Source organism: Pseudomonas sp. SYWMCR5, from assembly GCF_057197165.1.
The window spans coordinates 969,192-991,265 of record NZ_JBXUNH010000001.1; the positions used below are offsets into that span (position 1 = coordinate 969,192).

General features: G+C 65.1%; 19 protein-coding genes. 10 read left to right on the top strand and 9 right to left on the bottom strand.

The window, feature by feature from the left end:
• The first annotated feature begins 14 nt into the window (after positions 1-14).
• From algG to AC2CGW_RS04615, 7 genes are all read left to right on the top strand, one after another.
• Positions 15-1,574: a mannuronan 5-epimerase AlgG gene (gene algG, locus AC2CGW_RS04585; protein ID WP_186718742.1), complete on the top strand. Its 1,560-nt coding sequence runs from the start codon at positions 15-17 to the stop codon at positions 1,572-1,574.
• Positions 1,575-1,587: 13 nt separating this feature from the next.
• A complete protein-coding gene (locus AC2CGW_RS04590) occupies positions 1,588-3,033 on the top strand; it encodes an alginate O-acetyltransferase (RefSeq protein ID WP_186668133.1) in 1,446 nt (481 codons plus the stop codon).
• 7 nt (positions 3,034-3,040) lie between these two features.
• Positions 3,041-4,144: a mannuronate-specific alginate lyase gene (locus AC2CGW_RS04595; RefSeq protein ID WP_186711188.1), complete on the top strand. Its 1,104-nt coding sequence runs from the start codon at positions 3,041-3,043 to the stop codon at positions 4,142-4,144.
• Between the two features lie 182 nt (positions 4,145-4,326).
• On the top strand, positions 4,327-5,787 hold the full coding sequence (locus AC2CGW_RS04600; protein ID WP_484573590.1) for an MBOAT family O-acyltransferase: 1,461 nt from the start codon (positions 4,327-4,329) through the stop codon (positions 5,785-5,787).
• A gap of 10 nt (positions 5,788-5,797) precedes the next feature.
• Complete coding sequence (locus AC2CGW_RS04605; protein ID WP_484573591.1) at positions 5,798-6,955, top strand: alginate O-acetyltransferase; 1,158 nt, start codon at positions 5,798-5,800, stop codon at positions 6,953-6,955.
• A gap of 17 nt (positions 6,956-6,972) precedes the next feature.
• Positions 6,973-7,620, top strand: coding sequence for an alginate O-acetyltransferase AlgF (locus tag AC2CGW_RS04610; protein ID WP_186668142.1), 648 nt, complete (start codon positions 6,973-6,975; stop codon positions 7,618-7,620).
• A 35-nt stretch (positions 7,621-7,655) separates the two neighbouring features.
• Positions 7,656-9,110, top strand: a complete 1,455-nt coding sequence (locus AC2CGW_RS04615) for a mannose-1-phosphate guanylyltransferase/mannose-6-phosphate isomerase (protein WP_484573688.1) — start codon at positions 7,656-7,658, stop codon at positions 9,108-9,110.
• A 181-nt stretch (positions 9,111-9,291) separates the two neighbouring features.
• Here AC2CGW_RS04615 and AC2CGW_RS04620 read toward each other — a convergent pair whose 3' ends face one another.
• Entirely contained in the window at positions 9,292-9,696 is a 405-nt protein-coding gene (locus tag AC2CGW_RS04620) for a hypothetical protein (protein ID WP_484573592.1), read from the bottom strand.
• A 324-nt stretch (positions 9,697-10,020) separates the two neighbouring features.
• On the opposite strand from AC2CGW_RS04620, the gene AC2CGW_RS04625 reads away from it, so the two are divergent.
• Positions 10,021-10,485, top strand: coding sequence for a multidrug transporter (locus tag AC2CGW_RS04625; RefSeq protein ID WP_186711183.1), 465 nt, complete (start codon positions 10,021-10,023; stop codon positions 10,483-10,485).
• A 143-nt stretch (positions 10,486-10,628) separates the two neighbouring features.
• Complete coding sequence (locus tag AC2CGW_RS04630; protein WP_065864146.1) at positions 10,629-11,441, top strand: SDR family oxidoreductase; 813 nt, start codon at positions 10,629-10,631, stop codon at positions 11,439-11,441.
• Between the two features lie 55 nt (positions 11,442-11,496).
• On the opposite strand, the gene AC2CGW_RS04635 is transcribed toward AC2CGW_RS04630, so the two are convergent.
• The 4 genes from AC2CGW_RS04635 to AC2CGW_RS04650 all read right to left on the bottom strand — a co-directional run bounded on the left by AC2CGW_RS04635 (position 11,497) and on the right by AC2CGW_RS04650 (position 16,595).
• Positions 11,497-12,945, bottom strand: a complete 1,449-nt coding sequence (locus AC2CGW_RS04635) for an efflux transporter outer membrane subunit (RefSeq protein ID WP_186710984.1) — start codon at positions 12,943-12,945, stop codon at positions 11,497-11,499.
• Entirely contained in the window at positions 12,942-14,003 is a 1,062-nt protein-coding gene (locus tag AC2CGW_RS04640) for an HlyD family secretion protein (RefSeq protein WP_484573593.1), read from the bottom strand. Before AC2CGW_RS04640 ends, AC2CGW_RS04635 begins: the two co-directional genes overlap by 4 nt.
• A 23-nt stretch (positions 14,004-14,026) precedes the next feature.
• The gene (locus tag AC2CGW_RS04645) at positions 14,027-15,568 is read right to left on the bottom strand and encodes an MFS transporter (protein WP_484573594.1); all 1,542 of its coding nucleotides are present in this window, start codon (positions 15,566-15,568) and stop codon (positions 14,027-14,029) included.
• 121 nt (positions 15,569-15,689) lie between these two features.
• The gene (locus AC2CGW_RS04650) at positions 15,690-16,595 is read right to left on the bottom strand and encodes a LysR family transcriptional regulator (protein ID WP_186668152.1); all 906 of its coding nucleotides are present in this window, start codon (positions 16,593-16,595) and stop codon (positions 15,690-15,692) included.
• Between the two features lie 192 nt (positions 16,596-16,787).
• Between AC2CGW_RS04650 and AC2CGW_RS04655 the strand changes: the two genes are divergently transcribed.
• Positions 16,788-17,234, top strand: coding sequence for a universal stress protein (locus AC2CGW_RS04655; protein ID WP_484573595.1), 447 nt, complete (start codon positions 16,788-16,790; stop codon positions 17,232-17,234).
• 3 nt (positions 17,235-17,237) lie between these two features.
• On the opposite strand, the gene AC2CGW_RS04660 is transcribed toward AC2CGW_RS04655, so the two are convergent.
• The 4 genes from AC2CGW_RS04660 to AC2CGW_RS04675 are packed head-to-tail and all read right to left on the bottom strand — an operon-like array spanning position 17,238 to position 21,969.
• Entirely contained in the window at positions 17,238-18,098 is an 861-nt protein-coding gene (locus AC2CGW_RS04660) for an efflux RND transporter periplasmic adaptor subunit (protein WP_186710987.1), read from the bottom strand.
• Between the two features lie 10 nt (positions 18,099-18,108).
• Positions 18,109-18,309, bottom strand: a complete 201-nt coding sequence (locus AC2CGW_RS04665) for a DUF1656 domain-containing protein (RefSeq protein WP_054894899.1) — start codon at positions 18,307-18,309, stop codon at positions 18,109-18,111.
• Positions 18,299-20,455, bottom strand: coding sequence for an FUSC family protein (locus tag AC2CGW_RS04670; RefSeq protein WP_484573689.1), 2,157 nt, complete (start codon positions 20,453-20,455; stop codon positions 18,299-18,301). Before AC2CGW_RS04670 ends, AC2CGW_RS04665 begins: the two co-directional genes overlap by 11 nt.
• Positions 20,455-21,969, bottom strand: a complete 1,515-nt coding sequence (locus tag AC2CGW_RS04675; protein WP_484573596.1) for an efflux transporter outer membrane subunit — start codon at positions 21,967-21,969, stop codon at positions 20,455-20,457. The genes AC2CGW_RS04670 and AC2CGW_RS04675 overlap by 1 nt, the downstream gene beginning before the upstream one ends.
• Positions 21,970-22,074: the final 105 nt, after the last annotated feature.

The window sequence follows — 22,074 nt, forward strand, 5'->3', positions numbered from 1 at the left end:
GGGAGAAGACCGTTATGAACCTGCACCCGAACCTTCGCCACAGCCTACTCGCCAGCGCCCTGCTGCTGGCCAGCGGCATGGCCGGTGCCGCAGAACCGGCGGTGATCGCCAAGGGCCTGCAACAGGCCAAGACCTACACCGTCGCCAGCGCGCCGATCGAGCCGCTGCAGATGGATCCGCCCAAGCTGCCCGACCTCTCCGGCTACACCGCGCAGGCCGTGCAACAGAAGATCGACCGCCGCCACAAGGGCAAGGTCAGCGTGCGCCGCATGCTCCAGGAAGAGTCGCTCAAGGAGTTCATCGGCGGCGACAACAAGGCCGCCGAGTGGGTCCAGCGCCAGCACGGCATTCCCCAGGCGATCTTCGTCGATGACGGGCATGTCGACCTGGTCGAACTGAGCAAGAAGGTGCCTGCCCAATACCTGCGCGAAACCTCGCCGGGCGTGTACCTGGCGCGCCTGCCGATCGTGGTCGGACGCAAGGGCGTGCTGGAGATCGACGGCAAGGTCAAGGAACTGCGCCTGTCCCAGGAGGGCGGCTCGTTCATCGTCAACGACGGCAAGCTGTTCGTCAGCGATACCCAGATCACCGGCTGGCGCGAGCAGGCCAACGGCCCGGCAACCTTCCGTTCGCCCAAGGAATTCCGCCCGTTCCTGCTCAGCTGGGGCGGCACCGAGACCTACATCGTCAACAGCAAGATGGCCAGCTTCGGCTATGCCAAGTCCAAGTCGTATGGCGTGAGCATCTCGCAGTACACCCCCAACATGGCCAAGCAGATGGGCCGCCCCGAACCGACCGGCTGGATCATCGGCTCGGAGTTCAGCGACATGTGGTACGGCTTCTACTGCTACGAGACCCGCGACTTCGTGGTCAAGGACTCGACCTACCGCGACAACATCGTCTACGGCATCGACCCGCACGACCGCTCGCACCGCCTGATCATTGCCGGCAATACCGTGTACGGCACCAAGAAGAAGCACGGGATCATCGTCTCGCGTGAGGTCAACGACAGCTGGATCATCAACAACAAAAGCTACGACAACAAGCTCTCGGGCGTGGTGATCGACCGCAACAGCGTCAACAACCTGATCGCCTACAACGAGATCTACCGCAACCACACCGACGGCATCACCCTCTACGAGAGCGGCGACAACCTGATCTGGGGCAACAAGCTGATCAACAACCGTCGCCACGGCATCCGCGTACGCAACAGCGTGAACATCCGCCTGTACGAAAACATCGCCATGGCCAACGGCCTGGTCGGGGTGTACGGGCACATCAAGGACCTCTCCGACACCGACCGCGACATCGCCCTGGACCCGTTCGACACCAAGGTCTCGCTGATCGTGGTTGGCGGCGAGCTGTCGGCCAACGGTTCCGGGCCCTTGTCGATCGACTCGCCGCTGTCGGTGGAGCTGTACAAGGTCTCCATGCTCGCCCCGCGCAAGTCCAGCGGCATCAGCCTCAACGGCGTGCTCGGCGAGCGCCAGGACGAAATCCTCGACCTGCTGGTGCGCCAGCAGAAGGCCGTGCTGATCGACCCGGTCGAACGCCAGACCGAAATGATCGACTAAGGAAGCCCCGACCATGACCCCACACCTGATGAAACTGCTCGGCCTGTCCGCCGCCCTCCTGGCCATCAGCCAGGGTGTGCGCGCCGACGACGTGCAGCCACCGAGCTTCAGCGCCGAGCCGTGCTGCCAGCTGTGCCCCGAGGCCCACGACGCCAGCCGCTACACCACCCGCTACCAGCAGAACTTCACCACCCTGGTGCAGGCCCAGGGCGACTGGCTGTTCCGTACCCGCGAAGACCTGCGCACCGAATTCGACACCACGCCCGGCGGCTACAAGCGCCTGCAGCAGGTGCACGATGCCTTCAAGAAACGCGGCGTGGAGCTGGTGGTGGTCTACCAGCCGACCCGTGGCCTGGTGAACCGCAACATGCTCAAGCCCGAGGAAAAGGCCGCCTTCGACTACCAGAAGGCCCTGCACAACTACCAGGCGATGCTGCAGCGCTTCGCCAGGATGGGCTACAACGTGCCCGACCTCTCGCCCCTGACCAACGAGCAGCTCGCCGCCGCCGACCAGGGCAAGGACTTCTACTTCCGCGGCGACCAGCACTGGACGCCCTACGGCGCCCAGCGCGCAGCGAAGATCGTGGCCGACACCGTGCACCAGATGCCGGCTTTCGAGGGTATTCCACGCAAGGAATTCGAGACCCGGAAATCCGGGCGCATGGGCAAGACCGGCACCCTGCACAACGTCGCCGGGCAGCTGTGCGGCACCAGCTACGCGGTGCAGTACATGGACCAGTTCGCCACCGAGCCCAAGGGTGGCGCCAGTGGCGGCGACGACCTGTTCGGCGACTCGGGCAACGCGCAGATCACCCTGGTCGGCACCAGCCACAGCGGCAAGAACTACAACTTCTCGGGCTTCCTGGAGCAGTACATCGGCGCCGACGTGCTCAACGTCGCCTTCCCCGGTGGCGGCCTGGAAGGCTCGATGATCCAGTACCTGGGCAGCGAAGAATTCCACAAGAACCCGCCGAAGATCCTGATCTGGGAGTTCTCGCCGCTGTACCGCCTCGATCAGGAAACCATCTGGCGGCAGATCCTCGGACTGCTCGACGACGGCTGCGACGACCGCCCGGCGCAAATGAGCGCCAGCACCACACTCAAGCCAGGCAAGAACGAGCTGATGGTCAACGGCAAGGGCGGCGTGATCAAAGACCTGGTCAACCGCAATCACCAGCTCGACATCCGTTTCGAGGACACCTCGGTCAAGGTCCTGCAGGCCACCCTCTGGTACCTGAACGGCCGCCACGAGGACATCAAGATCGAAAAACCCGAGACCTCCGACACCGACGGACGCTTCGTCTTCCAGATGCGCGAGGACGAAGACTGGGCCAGCCAGAACCTGCTGGCCCTGGAAGTCCAGGGTCCGGAAAACGGCACCCAGAAAGTCGAGGCCAAGCTCTGCAAACGCAACAACTTCGCCGGCAGCGCGCGCAACACCGCACAAGCCGGCCAGTGAGGCGAACATGACGACATTGAAGCGAACCTTCAGCCCCGCCCTGCTCGCGCTGGCCCTGTTCGGCGGTGCCGCGCAGGCTGCGCTGGTGCCCCCGCAGGGTTACTACGAGGGCATCGAGAAACTCAAGACCAGCGACGGCAACTTCACCTGTGAAGCCGCGCCCAAGCCGTACACCGGCGCGCTGCAGTTTCGCAGCAAGTACGAGGGCTCGGACAAGGCCCGGGCAACGCTCAACGTCGCCTCTGAAAAAGCCTTCCGCGACTCCACTGCCGATATCACCACCCTGGAGAAGGGTGTCAGCAAGATGGTCGGCCAGTACATGCGCGACGGTCGCCCGGCCCAGCTCGATTGCGTGCTGACCTGGCTCGGCACCTGGGCACGCGCCGATGCGCTGGAGTCCACCGACTTCAACCACACCGGCAAGTCCATGCGCAAATGGGCGCTGGGCAGCATGAGCGGCTCGTGGCTGCGCCTGAAGTTCTCCAACTCCCAGCCACTGGCCGCGCACCAGGCCGAGGCCGAGCTGATCGAGAAGTGGCTCGCCAAGCTGGCGACCCAGACCGTGCGCGACTGGAGCGACCTGCCGCTGGAGAAGATCAACAACCATAGCTACTGGGCGGCCTGGTCAGTGATGGCCACGGCAGTGGCGACCGATCGGCGCGACCTGTTCGACTGGGCAGTGAAGGAATACAAGGTCGGCGCCAACCAGGTCGACGACCAGGGCTTCTTGCCCAACGAGGTCAAGCGTCGCCAGCGCGCGCTGGCCTACCACAACTACGCCCTGCCGCCGCTGGCGATGATCGCCAGCTTCGCCCAGGCCAACGGCGTGGACCTGCGCAAGGAAAACAACTTCGCCCTGCAGCGTCTGGGCGAAGGCGTGCTGGCCGGTGCCCGCGATCCGGTGCACTTCGCCGAGCGCGCGGGGGTCAAGCAAGACCTCAAGGACCTCAAGGTCGACAGCAAGTACGCCTGGCTCGAGCCCTGGTGCGCGCTGTACCAGTGCGTCGGCGACACCCTCGAGCGCAAGCACGACATGCAGCCGTTCAACAGCTTCCGCATGGGGGGCGACATGACCCGGGTCTACGACCCGAGCGCGGAAAGCAAAAAATGAAGTGACCCCTGTGGGAGCGGGCTTGTCCCGCGATTGCGTCCGACTGGACAACACCGGCGAATCGACTGACGCAATCGCGGGACAAGCCCGCTCCCACAGGGACCAAGGTGATCCCCCGCATTTTCGTGGGGGGTTTGGGGGGCGCTGTGCCCCGGATGCTGTGAACAAAAAGGAGAACCGGGATGGTCTTCTCGTCCAACGTGTTCCTGTTCCTGTTCTTGCCGGTTTTCCTCGGCTTGTACTATCTGAGCGGGAACCGCTATCGCAACCTGCTGTTGCTGGTGGCCAGCTACATCTTCTACGCCTGGTGGCGGGTAGACTTCCTGGCGCTGTTCGCTGGCGTCACCCTGTGGAACTACTGGATCGGCCTGAAAGTCGGCGCCGCCGGCGTGCGCACGAAGCCGGCCCAGCGCTGGCTGCTGCTGGGCGTGGGCGTGGACCTGGCGATCCTCGGCTACTTCAAGTACGCCAACTTCGGTGTCGACAGCCTCAACGCGATCATCACCTCGTTCGGCCTTGAGCCGTTCATCCTCACCCATGTGCTGCTGCCGATCGGGATCTCGTTCTACATCTTCGAGTCGATCAGCTACATCATCGACGTGTACCGCGGCGACACCCCGGCCACGCGCAACCTGATCGACTTCGCCGCGTTCGTGGCGATCTTCCCGCACCTGATCGCCGGCCCCGTGCTGCGCTTCAAGGACCTGGTCGATCAGTTCAACAACCGCACCCACACCCTGGACAAGTTCTCCGAAGGCTGCACTCGCTTCATGCAGGGCTTCATCAAGAAAGTGTTCATCGCCGACACCCTGGCGGTGGTCGCCGACCACTGCTTCGCCCTGCAGAACCCCACCACAGGCGATGCCTGGCTGGGCGCGCTGGCCTACACCGCGCAGCTGTACTTCGACTTCTCCGGCTACAGCGACATGGCCATCGGCCTGGGCCTGATGATGGGCTTTCGCTTCATGGAGAACTTCAAGCAGCCCTACATCAGCCAGTCGATCACCGAGTTCTGGCGGCGCTGGCACATCAGCCTGTCGACCTGGCTGCGCGACTACCTGTACATCACCCTGGGCGGCAACCGCAAAGGCACCTTCGCCACCTACCGCAACCTGTTCCTGACCATGCTGCTGGGCGGCCTGTGGCACGGCGCCAACTTCACCTACATCATCTGGGGTGCCTGGCACGGCATGTGGCTGGCGATCGAACGGGCGCTGGGTATCGACACCAACCCGCAGCGCTTCAACCCGGTCAAGTGGGCCTTCACCTTCCTGCTGGTGGTGGTCGGCTGGGTGATCTTCCGCGCCGAAAACCTCGAAGTGGCCGGGCGCATGTACGGCGCCATGTTCAGCTTCGGCCAGTGGCAACTGTCGGAACTCAACCGCGCCCAGCTCACCGGCCTGCAGGTGGCCACGCTGATCGTCGCCTACCTGACCCTGGCGTTCTTCGGCCTGCGCGACTTCTTCCGCAACGCAACGCCACCGGCCGCCCCGCGCATTCCGGCGCAAGTACATGGCGACGGCACGCTGAGCCTGGACTGGACCCGGGTCATGACCCGGGCCCTGGTGCTGCTGCTGTTCGTGGCCTCGATCCTCAAGCTTTCGGCGCAGAGCTACTCGCCGTTCCTGTACTTCCAGTTCTGAGGTGGATGACATGAACCGCACACTTCGCATCACCTATTCGCTGTCGTTCCTCGGCCTGCTGCTGGGCCTGGGCGCCTGGTCGGTCGGTGGCCTGGACAGCTTCAACCGCACCGGGCAGATGACCCTGCTCGACGGCAAGCTGGCCAAGGCCGCCGAAACCCACTACGACGACCAGTTCCCGATCAAGCGCCTGGGCACCAACCTCTGGGCGGCCCTGGATTTCAAGCTGTTCAACGAAGGCCGCCCCGGCGTGGTGCTGGGCCGCGACCAGTGGCTGTTCAGCGATGAAGAGTTCAACCCCACCGCCAATGCCGACCACCTGATGCAGGACAACCTGGCGCTGATTCGCGGCGTACGCGACACCCTGCAGCGCCAGAACATCCAGCTGGTGCTGGCGATCCTGCCAGCCAAGGCACGCGTCTATGACGAATACCTCGGCAAGCAGGCACCTGCCAGCCTGCATGCGGACCTGTTCAACCAGTTCCACGCCCAGGCCCGCCAGGCCAACGTGTTCGCCCCCGACCTGCTGGCCCCGCTGGAGCAGGCCAAGGCCCGCGGCCAGGTGTTCCTGCGTACCGACACCCACTGGACGCCCATGGGCGCCGAAGTGGTCGCCCAGGCGATCGCCGAGGGCGTGAAGCGCCAGCAACTGCTCGAAACCGAACCCCAGGCCTACATCACCGAGGCGGGCAAGACTGCGCCATACAAAGGCGACCTGACCAACTTCCTGCCGCTCGACCCGCTGTTCAACAACCTGCTGCCACCCCCGGACAACCTGCAGCAGCGCACCACCCGCCCGGCGCAAAGCGAAGGCCAGGGCGATGACGCGCTGTTCGCCGACAGCGCCATCCCGGTGGCGCTGGTGGGCACCAGCTACAGCGCCAACCCGCACTGGAACTTCCTCGGCGCCCTGCAGCAGGCGCTGCACAGCGACGTCGCCAACTACGCCGAGGACGGCCACGGTCCGCTGCTGCCGATGCTCAAGTACCTGCAGAGCGACGCCTTCAAGAACGCCCCGCCACAGGTCGTGGTGTGGGAGTTCCCCGAGCGCTATCTGCCCATGAAGAACGACCTCAGCAGCTTCGATCCGCAGTGGATCGCGCAACTGAAGAACACCCGTAAATCCGAAGAAAACCTGGCCCTTTCGTCCAACCGGACGGACCACTGAAAGAGAGGAACACGCACATGACTCACAAGCCATCCATCGCCAAAGCCCTCACCCTCGCGGCCGGCCTTTCCCTGGCTTCGCTGCAGGCCTTCGCCGGCGCCGACGCTGCACTCTATGGCCCTAGCGCCCCGAAAGGCTCGACCTTCGTGCGCCTGTACAACGCAAGCTCCGCGCCGACCGCGGCCTCGGTCGGCAATACCCAGATCAAGCAGGTCGGTGCCCAGGCCAGCAGCGACTTCAGCTTCCTGCCCGGCGGCGACTACACCGCCCAGGTCGGCGGCAAGAGCGTGCCGGTCAAGCTGGCCTCGGACACGTACTACACCCTGGTCAACAACAACGCTGGCAACCCGCAACTGATCGAGGAGCCACCGTTCAAGAACAAGCAAAAAGCGCTGGTGCGCGTGCAGAACCTCAGCGACCAGTCGCTGACCCTGAAGACTGCCGACGGCAAGACCGAAGTGGTCAAGGCGGTGGCCGCCAAGGGGCGCGGCGAGCGTGAAATCAATCCGGTCAAGGTCAACCTGGCCCTGTTCGACGGCAACAAGAAAGTCAGCGACGTCAAACCCGTCGCCCTGGAGCGCGGCGAAGCGGCCGTGCTGTATGTCACCGGTTCCGGCAACAGCTTGTCGCCGGTGTGGGTGACTCGCCCCGTCGCTAGCAACTGATCCCCCTGCCTCTAAACGACTATTGGAGAAACATGATGATCCCGGTAATTCTTTCTGGTGGTAGCGGTTCGCGTCTGTGGCCTCTGTCGCGCAAGCAGTTCCCCAAGCAGTTCCTGGCGTTGACCGGCGAACACACACTGTTCCAGCAGACCCTCCAGCGCCTGGTGTTCGAGGGCATGGACACCCCCATCGTGGTCTGCAACAAGGACCACAAGTTCATCGTCCAGGAGCAGTTGGCGGGCCTGAAGCTCGAAACCCAGGCCATTCTCATGGAGCCCTTCGGCCGCAACACCGCGCCGGCGGTGGCGATGGCTGCGATGAAGCTGGTCAATGAGGGCCGCGACGAGCTGATGCTGGTGCTGCCCGCCGACCACGTGATCGAGGACCAGAAAGCCCTGCAACGCGCCCTGGCCCTGGCCACCGTGGCGGCGGAGCGCGGCGAGATGGTGCTGTTCGGCGTGCCGGCGACCAAGCCCGAGACCGGCTACGGCTACATCCGCTCCAGCCAGGACGCCCTGCTGCCCGAGGGCGTGGCGCGGGTCGCGCAGTTCGTCGAAAAACCCGATGAGAAACGCGCCAACGAGTTCGTCCGCGCGGGGGGCTACTTCTGGAACAGCGGCATGTTCCTGTTCCGCGCCAGCCGCTTCCTCGAAGAGCTGAAAAAGCATGACCCGGACATCTACGACACCTGCCTGCTGGCCCTGGAGCGCAGCGACGAAGAGGCCGATGTGCTGAGCATCGACGAAGCCACCTTCGCCTGCTGCCCGGACAACTCCATCGACTACGCGGTGATGGAAAAGACCCAGCGTGCCTGCGTGGTGCCGCTGTCGGCCGGCTGGAGCGACGTGGGCTGCTGGTCGTCGCTGTGGGACGTGCACGAGAAGGACGACAACGGCAACGTCACCAAGGGCGATGTGGTGGTGCAGGACAGCCACAACTGCATGATCCACGGCAACGGCAAGCTGGTGTCGGTGATCGGCCTTGAGAACATCGTCGTGGTCGAGACCAAGGACGCGATGATGATCGCCCACAAGGACAAGGTCCAGGGCGTCAAGCAACTGGTCAACACCCTCGACCAGCAAGGCCGCAGCGAGACCCAGAACCACCTCGAGGTGTACCGCCCATGGGGTTCCTACGACTCGGTGGACATGGGCGGACGCTTCCAGGTCAAGCACATTACCGTCAAGCCCGGCGCCAGCCTGTCGCTGCAGATGCACCACCACCGCGCCGAGCACTGGATCGTGGTCAGCGGCACCGCCGAGGTGACCTGCGACGAGAACGTGTTCCTGCTGACCGAGAACCAGTCGACCTACATCCCGATTGCCTCGGTGCACCGCTTGCGCAACCCCGGCAAGATCCCGCTGGAGATCATCGAAGTGCAGTCCGGGAGCTACCTGGGCGAGGATGATATCGAGCGCTTCGAGGATGTGTATGGGCGCACGTCCACGCCGTTGGAGCGTGGGGTTTCGGTGAAGACCATCGCGCAGTAATTTGAGCAAGTACCATCGCGGGGCAAGTGACAGAGGTACATTACCGCTGTGGCGTGCCCTGCGATGTTCGGTTCAAACCTTTCCGTTCGGTAATGGGAGCGAGGCTGTATATCGAGGATCGTTGATACATCAATCAGGCTCATTGAATATCAGGCCCGAGCGCGGAAAGCCGACCTGTCGCTCAGGCAAGATCAACGTGAAAACGACCTGCAAATGATAGCGTGCCGGTTCCATCGCCTCTCAGCGGCGCCGTAAAGAGACGGCAGGAAACTTCGTTTGGCGTACTGACCAAATCGAAAATCGTACCCTCTTCTCCGTACGCATAGGGCAAATCGCGATTGTCGATTTCCATATTTAGAATATTCGTGCGTTCCGGTGACTCAGGGTTATACACAAAAGTCAAAACGATGCCGCCGGAATCATCCCTAGCCTCAACGGTCCTCTCATCATCAAAGTCATAGACACTCACTCTGCGAATATCGACTTCGTATGTTTTCACTACCTCGCCATCACGCTCACGAGTCAACACACCCTTAAAATAGCTAGAATCAACTTTCACTTCTGTGCCTTTATGTTTTGCGATCATGAGAAACTCTCCTGAGAAAAACAGAACTCGCAACTTAGCTCGGCGCGAAAGATGTGCACCGCGCAAAATTTCGACCCTTGACGAAGCCCTCAACGGTGCCCTCGATATTGTGCACAGAGTGACGTACTTCTCTCCGTTCCTGTCACTCAGTCGCTGTTGGAAAGTGCGCGACAACGATCAAGAGACTATCAATATCGACATGAACGCGAACCTGACAAAAATACCAGTTTTACCAAACGTGGCGGATGGTCAGGCAGACAGCCTTCTTGCGACTTGGCGCCACTGCCGCCAAGATGGGCAAATCCTTGTACGGAATCTGCGCACATGATCATCGGCGCCTTTCTCATCCTCACCTGGCTGGTCCTGCTGCTGCGCTACCCGGCCAAGGCCCTGCCGATTTCCATGGCCGCCGTGTGCGGCCTGGGCCTGGTCGCGCTGTTCGTGGTCTGGCAGGACAGCCGCGAGGCCTCGCAACTGGCCCGCCTCGATCTGCGCCTGAGCTATGCGCCTGACCAATGCCCCGCCGACCGCGCCCTGCAAGTGCGGATGAAAAACGGCAACAAGGCACCGCTCACCGAACTGCGCTGGCGGGTTGCCGCCTACGCCCCCGGCGATACGGTCAACCTTGCCGAAAACACCTATGCCGCGCCGCGCTATCGCGGGCCCGGTGAGCTGCAGCCCGGTGCCGAATGGACAGACTGCCTGCCATTGCCGCCGCTGCGCTCCGGGTATCGTCCGCAGACCCTGGAGTTTCGTGCCGAGCACCTGCAAGGTACATTTGCCAATTGACCGGGCGACCGCGTCGACCTTTTCGCGGGCAAGCCCGCTCCTACAGATAGCTTGGCCGTGGGAGCGGCGGTTCGGCGCTCCGACTTGCCCGCGAAGAGGCCGGTGCAGACGCTACACACCTCACCTGAAAGCAGACCCTGACCATGCCCACCGTCCTCATCACCGGTTGTTCCAGCGGCATCGGCCGCGCCCTGGCCGATACTTTCCGCGATGCCGGCCACCAGGTCTGGGCCACCGCCCGCAAGCCTGAAGATGTCGAGCGCCTCGCCGCCGCAGGTTTCTCCGCCCGGCAACTGGACGTCAACGACCCGCAGGCCCTGGCACGACTGGCCGAGGAATTGCCGGAACTCGACATCCTGATCAACAACGCCGGTTACGGCGCCATGGGACCGCTGCTCGACGGCGGCGTCGAAGCCCTGCAGCGCCAGTTCGAAACCAATGTGTTCTCGCTGGTCGGCGTAACCCGCGCCCTGTTCCCGCTGCTGCGTCGCTCCAAAGGCCTGGTGGTGAATATCGGCAGCGTGTCGGGGGTACTGGTCACCCCGTTCGCCGGCGCCTACTGCGCCTCCAAGGCCGCCGTGCATGCGCTGAGCGACGCCCTGCGCCTGGAGCTGGCACCGTTCGGGATCCGGGTGATGGAAGTGCAGCCCGGGGCGATCGCTTCACAGTTCGCCAGCAATGCGCAACACGAAGCCGAGCAGGTACTGGCAGCGGATTCGCCGTGGTGGCCGCTGCGCGAGCAGGTGCAGGCCAGGGCCCGCGCCTCGCAGGACAGGCCGACCCCGGCGGCGACCTTCGCCCAGGGATTGCTGGCAGCCACACGCAAGACGCCGACACCGGCGCTGGTAAGGCTGGGCAATGGCAGCACCGCCTTGCCACTGATGGCGCGGCTACTGCCGCAGCGGTTGCTGGACAAGGTGTTGCGCAAGCGCTTCGGGTTGTTGCGGCCGCTTTGAAGCGGTAGTGGATTCTTCGCGCCCCGACTTGCCCGCGAAGAATCCACCACCCATCTCAAACCTTGTCGAACGCCTGCCAGCCGCCGCCAAGCGCCTTGTACAGGCCCACCAGCGCCTGCGACACCGCCGCCGAGCTGTCGATCCACTGCTCTTCGCTGGCCAACAGTGCCGACTGCACGGTCAGCACGTTGAGAAAGTCCACCGCCCCTTCCACGTACTGACGCTGCGCCGTCTCCAGGGCAATGCGGTTCTGCCGTACCGCCTCGGCCAGGTGGTCGCGCCGCAACTGGCTGGCGTTGTACAAGCGCAGCACATCGTCGATCTCGTGCCAGGCACCCAGCACCACCTTGCGGTAGTTCAGCGCCGCCTCCTGCTGCTGCGCCTCACGCAACTGGAGCGTGCCTTTCAGGCGGCCGCCTTCGAAGATCGGCAGCGACAACTGCGGCCCGAAGGCGAAACGCCGCGAATCCCAGTTGCCGAAATCAGCCAGCTGCATCGATTGGAAGCCAGCGCTCCCGGACAAGCGGATGCTGGGGTAGAAATCGGCCTTGGCCACGCCAATGCTCGCGGTGGCGGCATGCAGGCGGGCTTCTGCCTGGCGAATGTCCGGGCGGCGCTCGGCCAGCTCCGAGGGCACGCCAATGGCGAACTTCTGCTCCGGTGCCGGCAACGCGCCAGCGTCCAGCAAGGTGCTCTGCAGGCTGCGCGGCGGCTCGGCCGCCAGCAGGCTCAGGGCATTGATCAGGTCATCGCGACGCGCCTGCAAGGTCGGCAGGCGCGCTTCGATGGACGCCACCTGGGCGTTGGCCTGGGCCACGTCGAGGCGAGTGGCGACGCCCTCGGCCTGGCGGTCCTCGGACAGCTTCAGGCTGTGCCGGGCAACCTTCAGGTTATCCTCGGTGACCTGCAGGGTGTGCTGCACCGCGCGCAACTGGATATAGTCACCCGCAGTCTCGGCGAGCAGCGCCAGCAGCACGCCATTGCGGTCATTCTCGGCGACCTCGACGCTGGCGTCGGCGGCCTCGACCTGGCGCCGCACCCGCCCCCAGAAATCCAGCTCCCAACCGGCAACCAGATCGCCCTGCCACAGGTTGAAGGCCGACTTGCCCGCCTTGCCGGACGGGTCGCTCAGCCCTTCGGCACTGTTGCGCGCGCGGCTGTAGCCGGCGTTGACATCCACCGACGGCAACTCGTCGGCGGCGACGGTACTGCGCAGCGCCCGGCTCTGCAGCAGGCGTGCGCTGGCGATCTGCAGATCGAGGTTGCGCGTCGCGACCTGCTCGATCAGCGCGCTCAGGCGCGGGTCGTGAAAGCTGTCCCACCAGCGCAGTTGCAGCGGCTCTGCCACAGGCTGGCTCGCCGCCTGCTCGCCCTGCAGGGCGTTCCATTGCTGCGGCGCCTGGCTGTCGGGGCGCTGGAAGTCCGGGCCGAGGGTGCAGCCGGCCAACAGCGCGGCGAGCAGCACCGTGGGAGTGGCTGCCGCAATGGCTGGATGAGCTTTCATCGCGCCGTCACCTCTTTGCCAGCCAGGGTGTCACCCTGGGTATCGATGGTCGCCTCCACCGACATGCCCACGCGAAGACGCTCGAGCAGAGGCTGCCCATCATCGAAGACGATCCTCACCGGAATACGCTGCACCACCTTGGTGAAGTTGCCGGTCGCGTTGTCCGGCTTCACCGCGGCGAAGGTAACGCCGGTGGCCGGCGCGATGCTCTCGACATGCCCGTGCAGGGTTTCGCCGGAGAAAGTGTCGACGCTGATACGCACCGGCTGGCCTGGCTGCACATGGGTCAGTTGGGTTTCCTGGAAGTTGCCGACCACATAGGCCTGTTGCAGCGGCACCACCGACAGCAGCCGCGCCCCCGGATTGACGTAGGCGCCAACGCGCAGCGCACGTTCACCGACCATGCCGTCCACCGGCGCAGTGATGCGGGTGTAGGACAGGTCCAGCTCGGCTTTTTCCACGCCGGCTTCGGCCCGCTTGAGCTGGCCATCGGCACTGGCGACCTGGGCCTGGAGGATATCCACCTGCTTGCGCGTGGCGACCAGCGCCGCCTGGGTGTTGGCCAGTCGCGCACGGGCCTGGTCGACCCGGCTGCGGGCCTGCTGGGCGTTTTGCACGGTGCCGGCACCCTGCTCGGCCAGACGGCTGTAGCGCGTCACTTCATGGTCGGCGAAACCAGCCTCGGCCTGCGCGGCCTTCACCGCAGCCTCGGCCTGGGCGATCAGCGCCGCCTGCCGCTCGAGGGTGGCACGGGCATCGATGGCCTGCGCCTTGGCCACCAGCAATTGGGCTTGGGCGGCATCGAGCGCGGCCTGGTAATCGCGGGCGTCGATGATCGCCAGCAACTGGCCGGCCTTGACCTGTTGGTTGTCCTCGACCAGCACCTGCTTGATAAAGCCGGCCACCTTCGGCGCGACCACGGTGTAGTCGGCGGTGACGTAGGCGTCGTTGGTGCTCTGGCGGTGGTCGCTGCCGAACATCCAGGGGCCGACGATGGCGGCGAGGACGGCCACGGCGAGGACCGAGCCGATGAAAACTGTCTTGCGTGTTTGCGTCATGTCATTTGTCTCGAACTACAGCGTCAGGCCACCGCACGGGGCGGATAGACCCGGGTAGGCACAAAGGGAATCAGGCAGATCAGGGCCACGGCGATGCAGGCCATCACCAGGTAAAGGTCGGCCGAGGTGAGTACCAGGGCCTGTTCGTGAAGGCGCCTGGCCAGGTTCGCCGCGCCGTCGTTCAGCAGTGGCGCATTGCCCAGGCTGTCGACCAGATGATTGGAATGAAAATGCCGGCGCAGGGTGCCCAGGGCATCGAGCAGGCCGGTAGCGACCACTGCCGCCAGGCCCTTCACGGTGTTGAACCAGGCGGACGCGAACGGGCCTTCCTGCGGGGTCATGCCGTTGGTCGAGAGCATCAGCAGTGGCAGCACCGCCATCGGCTGGCCGAACACCTGCAGCAGGTAGTACGGGTAGAAGTCACCGCGGATCCATTCGCTGGTCAGCAGGCTGCTGCCCACGCACGAGGCCGCCAGCATCGCCAGCCCGCTCGCCAGTACCCAGCGGCAGTCCACCGCGCGGATATTGCACAGCGCTGCGGTGAGCGGCAGCGCGATCAATTGCGGCATGGCCACCAGCATCATCAGCGGGCTGGTCTGCGCCGGGCGATAGCCCTGGATCTGCGCCAGGTACGCCGAGGGGATACTGCCCACCCCCGACAGCACCACCAGCACACCGGCCAGGGTCACCAAGGCGAAGCTCAGGTTGCGCCGCGACAGCATGCGCAACTGGAAGAACGGCAAGGGCTCGGACCATTCGTTGTACATGAACAGCACCAGCAGCAGCAGGCCACCGCCCAGCAGCCAGCAGATCAAGGCCGAATCGAACCAGCCCCAGCGATCGCCCAGCGACAGGCCCAGCACGATGCTGCTGAGGGCCGGCAACCCCAGCAGCACGCCGCGCCAGTCGAACTGCCTGAAGCGCTCCAGGCGCAGCGGATCCTGCGGCAGGCCCCAACCGACGCAGAAGATCGCCAGTGCCGAGGGCAGGATGATCTGCCAGAACGCCCACTGCCAGCCGACATATTCGGTCCACAGGCCCGCCAGGGGCGTGCCGAGGTTCGGCCCGAACGTGGCGGTCAGGGCATAGCAGGCCAGGCCATAGACCTTGATGTTCGGCGGCAGGAAGCGCAGCGCCACGCTCATCAGCATCGGCGGCAATGCTCCCGAGGCGAAACCCTGGAGCACGCGCAGCAGCATCAGGCTGTGCAGGTTGGGGGCGAAAGGCTGGACCAGGCCCAGCACGGCGAACAGGCCAATGGCGGTCATGGTGAAGCGGCGCAGCGAGAAGGTGGTGGCCAGCCAAGGTGCGAAGGCCATGGCCGACACCGACGCAGCCGCATACACCGCCACCAGCCAGGCGCCCTCGTCGGCACCGATGCCCATGGCGCCGCGGATATCGGCCAGCGAAATCTTCGTCACCGCCTCGTTGAGGCCTGCGCAGAGCACCGCCAGCAGCACACCGAACAACCCCACCACCACGCGCAGGCCGAAGGGCGTCTGCGCGGGCGCGGCCGCCACGGGGGCGGCGGCGATCGCAGCGGCGGGCGCGGTCAGGGAACTCATTTTCGACATCTCCAGCAACATTTTTCAGCTGTGGGAAGTCTAGGGGTGGGGAATGCTTACGAAAACTGACTTGTCGGCAGGTTTATATTGCGCCAGACGCAATCCGCTTTCGGTGGTGGCCTCAAGGCTCGGTCCCGCAACACGCCTTCAGCGTGCGCCGCAGCCACCGATGCGCCGGGTCATTGTCAAACCGTGGATGCCAGGCCTGCATCACCCGCACCTTCTCCAACTCCACCGGAATCTCGAAGGAGCGCAGCGGCAGCCCGAACTTCAGCACATTGCCGAGGATATTCGCCGGCATCGGCAGGATCAGGTCCGAATTCGGCAGGGAGAACATCGCCGAGTGGAAGCTCGGGGTGATCAGCGAAACCCGCCGCTGCAGTTTGTAGTTGCCCAGCTCCACGTCGATCGGCCCGTTGGCCCGCCCGCGCCGCGACACGCTGATCTGTGGATAGCGGACAAAGCGCTCGGGGGTGATCGGTGCGTCGAAGATCGGATGGTCGTCCCGCGCCAGGCCCACGAAGTGCGTATCGAACAGATGCTGCACCTTGATCTCCGGCCCCAGTTCGATACTCGAGCTCACCACCAGATCGATCTGCCCGTGGCGCAGCACGAGGTCGTCATCGCCATGGGCTTCTGGCACGAAACGCAGCACCGTACGCGGTGCCTGGGCCAGCATCATGTGCAGCAGGCGCGCGCCATACAGGGCGACGAACAGGTCGTTGGTGCGGATGTTGAAAGCGCGCTCCAGGTTCGGCAGGTCGACGTCCTCGCCGCTGTTGAACACCAGCCCGGCCTGCTCCACCAGCGCCCGCACCTGGTCACGCAGGGCCAGCGCGCGGGGTGTCGGCACCAGGCCACGGCCGGCCCGCACCAGGATCGGATCGCCCAGCGCGTCGCGGATTCGCCCCAGTGTGCGGCTCATCGCCGCCGGGCTCAGGTTCATGCGCTGCGCAGCGCCCACCACACTGCCCTCGTCGAGCAGGGCATCGAGGGCGACAAGCAGGTTCATGTCCGGGAGTTGCATGGCCGTTTTCCGTGGCGAGTGTGGGAAACGCGATGGTAGCAGGTCGCACGATTGCGTCTGGTGCAATGACGCCGTGCGTGGGGTGCTATTTATCCGGGTTGGGGGAAGGTTCGAGAATGGTGTCGATCTTTTCGCGGGCAACTCCGCGAAAAGATCGACACCGCTCACCCGCCCTGACACAAGGCCCCGCCAATGCCCATCCTCATCGCCATCGACGCCTCCCCCGCCAGCGCCCCCCTGATCGACCTCGCCCGCCGCTACTGCCGCCCCGGCGAACATCCATTGCAGGTACTACTGGCCATCGACCCGACCTTCGCCGTGCACAAGCGCCCAGCGTCCTATACCGAGCAGGAACTGGAGGAATACCCCGCCGCCTGCGAGGAGCAGCAACTGGCCGAACGCGCCCTGCAGCAAGCGGTGGCCACGCTGCGTGAAGCGGGTTTCCAATGCCAGGGTTGCATGGTCGCCGCGCAACCGGTCGAGGCCATCGTCGACAAGACCCGGGAACTCGGCTGCGAGCTGATCATCATGGGCCACCGGCACCTGTCGCGCCTCGGCAGGCTGCTGGACCCGTCGATCAGCAGCAAGGTGATCGACCGGGTACAGGTGCCGGTGCTGGTCTGCCCGGCAGGCGAGTGACCCTCACGCCCCGCCCGGCTTGACCACCACCGTGCAGGTCGTGCCCGCCGCCAGCAGATACCCTTCGGGCACCTCATCGATATGAATCCGCACCGGCACCCGCTGCGCCAGGCGCACCCAGTTGAAGGTCGGGTTCACATCGGCGATCAGCTCGCGGCTCTGCGGGTTGTCGCGGTCGTAGATACCACGGGCGATGCTCTCGACATGCCCCTTGAGCAACTCGCCGCTCATCATCTGCAGCTCGGCCTGGTCCCCCACCTTCACATGCGGCAGCTTGGTCTCCTCGAAGAAGCCGTACACCCAGAACGAATGCTCGTCCACCACCGCCATCACCGCCTCGCCGGTGCGGGCGTAATCGCCCTTGTGGATATTCAGGTTGGTGACGTAGCCGTCGACCGTGGCGACGATCTCGGTGCGCTTGAGGTTCAGCTCGGCCGCCGCCAACTGTGCCTGGGCCTGCTGATAGTCGGCCAGGGCGGCGTTTGCGATATTGCTGGCGTCGTCACGGTTTTCCTTGGAGATGACCAGGTTGTCCAGGTCGGCACGGCGCCGCGCGTTGACCTTGCGCATCTCCCAGGTGGACTTGCGCGAAGCGACCAGCGCCCGGGCCTGCTCCACTGCCAGGCGATAGTGCTCGGGGTCGATGCGGATCAGCACATCGCCCTTCTTCACCTGCTGGTTGTCACGCACCGGCACGTCCACCACATAGCCCGGCACATCGGCGGCGACGTTGATGATGTCGGCGCGCACGCGACCGTCGCGGGTCCAGGGCGTGGTCATGTAGTGCAGCCACAACTGGCGGCCGATCACCACGGCAGCGGTCAGCACCAGCAGGGTGGCGAGGAGGCTGAAGAACTTTTTCATCGAAGGTTTCTCACCAGTAGACAGACAGCGCCAGTGCGCCGAACAGGCAGACGAACAGGGACAGGCGCAACAGCGCCGGGTGCCAGAAGAAGCGATAGCCGTCGTGGCTGGCGATGAAGCGGTCCAGGCCCCAGGCCAGGCCCGCAGCGAACAGGAACATCAGGGTCATGGTGGGCATGTACACGCCATGGAAGGCGATCTCACGGGGCATGGTGCAATCCTTTGGCCGGGGCCAGGGGTGACTGGGGGTCGAGCAGCGAGGTGCGGATGAAGTGCAGGTAGCTCTGCGCACGGCGCAGCACCGACGTGTCGAAGTGCCGGGCGAAGGGTTCGTCGGTGGCCTGCACGCGGCTGATGGCGTGGTCGACCGCCACCAGCGCGCGCTCGTGGTTGCTGGGGTTGGGCTGCAGGAACAGCCGCGCCAGGGCTCGCCCCATCACCCGGATCGCCTGGCGCCAGGGCTGCGACTCGGCGTAGGCCGGGTGCACCGGGGCATTGGCCTGCTCCTTGCGCGTTTCGATGACAGCGTGGCCGACTTCCGATACCACGAACATCCAGCCCATCAGCTCGGCCTGCACCTGCGGCTTCCCGGCCGCCAGGCCATAGGCCTGGTGCAGCAGGTCGCGGGTGCGGCTCTCGAACGCCGAGCCCAGGCCACGCAGGCGCCCACCGATGGCGAACAGCACCTGTTCGCGCAGGTCCTGCTCCAGGCGGCTCCATAGCCAGCGGCTGTTCGGCGGCAGGATGATCGCCCCGGCCGCAGCGCAGACCAGCATGCCGATGATCATGCCGATGTAGTCGTTGATGAAGGCGTACGGGTCATAGACCGTAAGGTTGTTGGGCACCGAGCCGATGGCGAAGAACACCAGCAAGCCCACGCCATAACCGGCATAGGCCGGGCGCGACGAGAGAAAAGCACCGAGCACGAACACCGGCGCCAGCACCATGCACAGCAAGGCGAAACCGTCGATCCAGGGGAACACGAAGAAGGTTTCGAAGAAGCCGATGAACGCCCCGAGCAGGGTGCCGCACGCCATCTGGAACGACATGCGCCTGGGGTTGGGCGAAGCTGCCGAAAGGCCGGCGGTGACCGTGGCGATCAAGGTCATCATGGCGCCGCTGGGCCAGTCGCTGAGCAGCCAGTAGCTGCCCAGCAGCAACAGCACCGCTGCACCACGCACCCCGGCGGCCAACGACACCAGCCAACTGGTCTGAGCCACATAGGGCTCGTCCCACTGCTCGCGTTCGTGGTTGTGCACGGCCAGTGATGCGTGGGTCTGGGCGTAGCTGTAGAGGTCGTCGACCAGGCGGTAGAGCAGCTCGTAGGTGGTGTGGAAGTCCAGCAGGTCGGCGTCGCTGGGGTCGGTCTCCAGGTACGCCGCACGCAGCCCGCGCACCTGGGCCTGCAGGCCGTCCTTGTAGGCCGCCAGCTCCAGGGTCAGGCGTAGTGCATCGGCATCGGTCAGGGCTCGCCCGACGTAAGGCTCGAGCAGCTGCGCCAGGGTTTGCAGGCCCGGTTCGATGGCGCCGACGATCTGCGCCGGGCCGCGCGCGCGCAGGCGTTCGAGCAAACGGTGCAGGGCGTTGAAACGGGTGGTGATGGCCATGAACTCGCTGTTCATGCGCACCAGGCGGCCAGAGCGCCTGCGCATGTGCGGGTCTTCGAAGGCGGTGACGTTGCGCAAGCTCTCCAGCCCCACCGCCTCGGCGATGAAACGCACGTTGCTGGACTCGAACAGCGCACGCTGGCTGTTGCCGCGCAGGGCCTCGACCACCACCCCGGCAAACACGCCGAAGCGCTGGTACAAGGCATTGCGCATGGCGGCACTGGCCGATTGCGGCAGGATCGCGGCACTGACCAGGGTCGAGACGAGAATCCCCAGGGAAATCTCCAGCACCCGCCAGACGGCGGCCATGAACGCCTGGTCGGGGTGCTGGAGCACCGGCAGGCCGATCATCGCCGCGGTATAACCGGCCAGCACGAAGCCATAGGCACGGAAGGTGCGGTAGCGCATGGCCCCTGCCGAGCACAGGCCGACCCACAGCGCCAGGCTGGGCAGGAACAGCTCGGTGTTCTGCGGGAGGATAGCGATCAGCGCGACCATCATCGCCGAGCCGGCCAGGGTGCCGAGCATGCGGTAGAAACTCTTGGCGAACACATGCCCGCTCTGCGGCTGCATGACGATGAACACAGTGATCATCGCCGTGCGCGGCTGCGGCAGCTCCAGGCGCATGGCCAGCCAGAGGGTGAGGAACGCCGCAGCGAGCACCTTGAAGATGTAGACCCAGGTCACCCCGTCGGTGCGCGCCCAGGCAAAGAAGCCCCGGCGCCACTCCAGGCTGGACAGCCAGCGCATCATTGCTCGCGTCCCGAGGCAATCAGGGCCGGCGCTTTCGGCGCTGCCTGGTGCGCCTCATCCGGCACGTCCCTGCCCGCGTCGAGGCCACCGCCCAGCGCCGTGACCAGCTCGGCATGCACACTCAAGCGCGCAGCCTGGACCTGCTGCTGGATCCGCTGCTGGCGAAACAGCAGGGTCTGCGCATTGAGCACGTTCAGGTAGTCGGTCAGCCCGCGCTGGAAGGCAACCGTGGCGATGTCGTAGGTCTTCTGCGCAGCGGCGACGGATTCGGCGGCGAAGTGCGCCTGCTGCGCCATCGACTCGCGACGGATCAACTGGTCGGAGATACCCTTCAACGCCCCGACCACTGTTTCGTTGTAATGCGCAACGGCCATGTCGTAGCCAGCAGAAGCCGCGCCCAACTGCGCGCGCAGCCGCCCGCCATCGAAGATCGGCAAGCTGATGGCAGGCCCGACGTTGTAGTTGAACTTGCGCCCGGTGAGAAACTCCAGCGGCCCGCCACCGGTGGCCATGAAACCAAGGCCGCCGACCAGGTCGACGTTGGGGAAGAAGCCTGCGTGGGCGACCTCGATGCCACGAGCCTGGGCTGCCACCTGCCAGCGGCTGGCAACTACGTCGGGGCGCTGGCCGACCAGCTCGGCAGGCAATGCCGAGGGCAAGGACAGCGGCGCCGCCAGGGTCAGCGTCGGGCGTTGCAGGCTGGCACCCTCGCCCGGTCCCCTGCCGGCCAGTGCCGCCAATTGGTTGCGCGTCAGGGCGATTTCTTCGTCGAGGCTGTCGATCTGCCGATGGGTTTCCGGCAACGGCGCTTCGGCCTGGCTGACGTCCAGATGGGTGCCGATCCCGGCCTCGAGACGCCGCCTGGCCAGCGCGAGGATCTGCTCCTGCTGCTCCAGCTCGGCCTTGACGATGTCGCGCTGGGCGAAATGCAGGCTCAGCTGGATGTAAGTGCGCACCACGTTGTTGTGCAATTCGAGCTGGGCCTGGCGGGCTTCGGCGGCACGCATGTGCGCCTGGTCCAGCGCCTGCTCACTGGCGTTGCGTTCACGGCCCCACAGGTCGAGGGCGTAGCTCAGGCCGATGGCGGCGTTGTTGTCCCAGGTGTTGGCGCCGGACAGGGCGCCGGGGCCGTAGAACTGATCCTCCGGCCAGTTGTGGCGCTTGAGGGTCGCCTCGCCGTTGGCCTGGAGCTGTTCCGCCGACTCGACCACACCGGCCATGGCCCTGGCCTGGCGCACCCGCGCCGCGGCCATGGCCAGGCTCGGGCTACCGGCAACTGCGAGGTCCATCCAGCGGTCCAGCTGGGGATCACCATAGGCGCGCCACCATTGCTGCGCGGGCCAATGGGCGTCGCGCTCGGCTTCGCGGATGGCAGGGTCGGTGGCGAGTTGGTTGGCTTGCAGCGTCTTGCTTTGCGGGGCAATGCCCCAGGTTCCGATACAGCCGCTCAAGGACAGGCTTAGGGCACAGGCACTGAGCGCTCGAAGCGCTCCGATGTTGCGACGCGGCACAGCTGCGATTTCCCGAGGAAGAGGTGAAGGGGCCGGGCAATTCTAGGGGCGGGTTTCATTGGCGATAAGCGCATATTCCTGCGAATCTTTGTTACCAAAACAGCG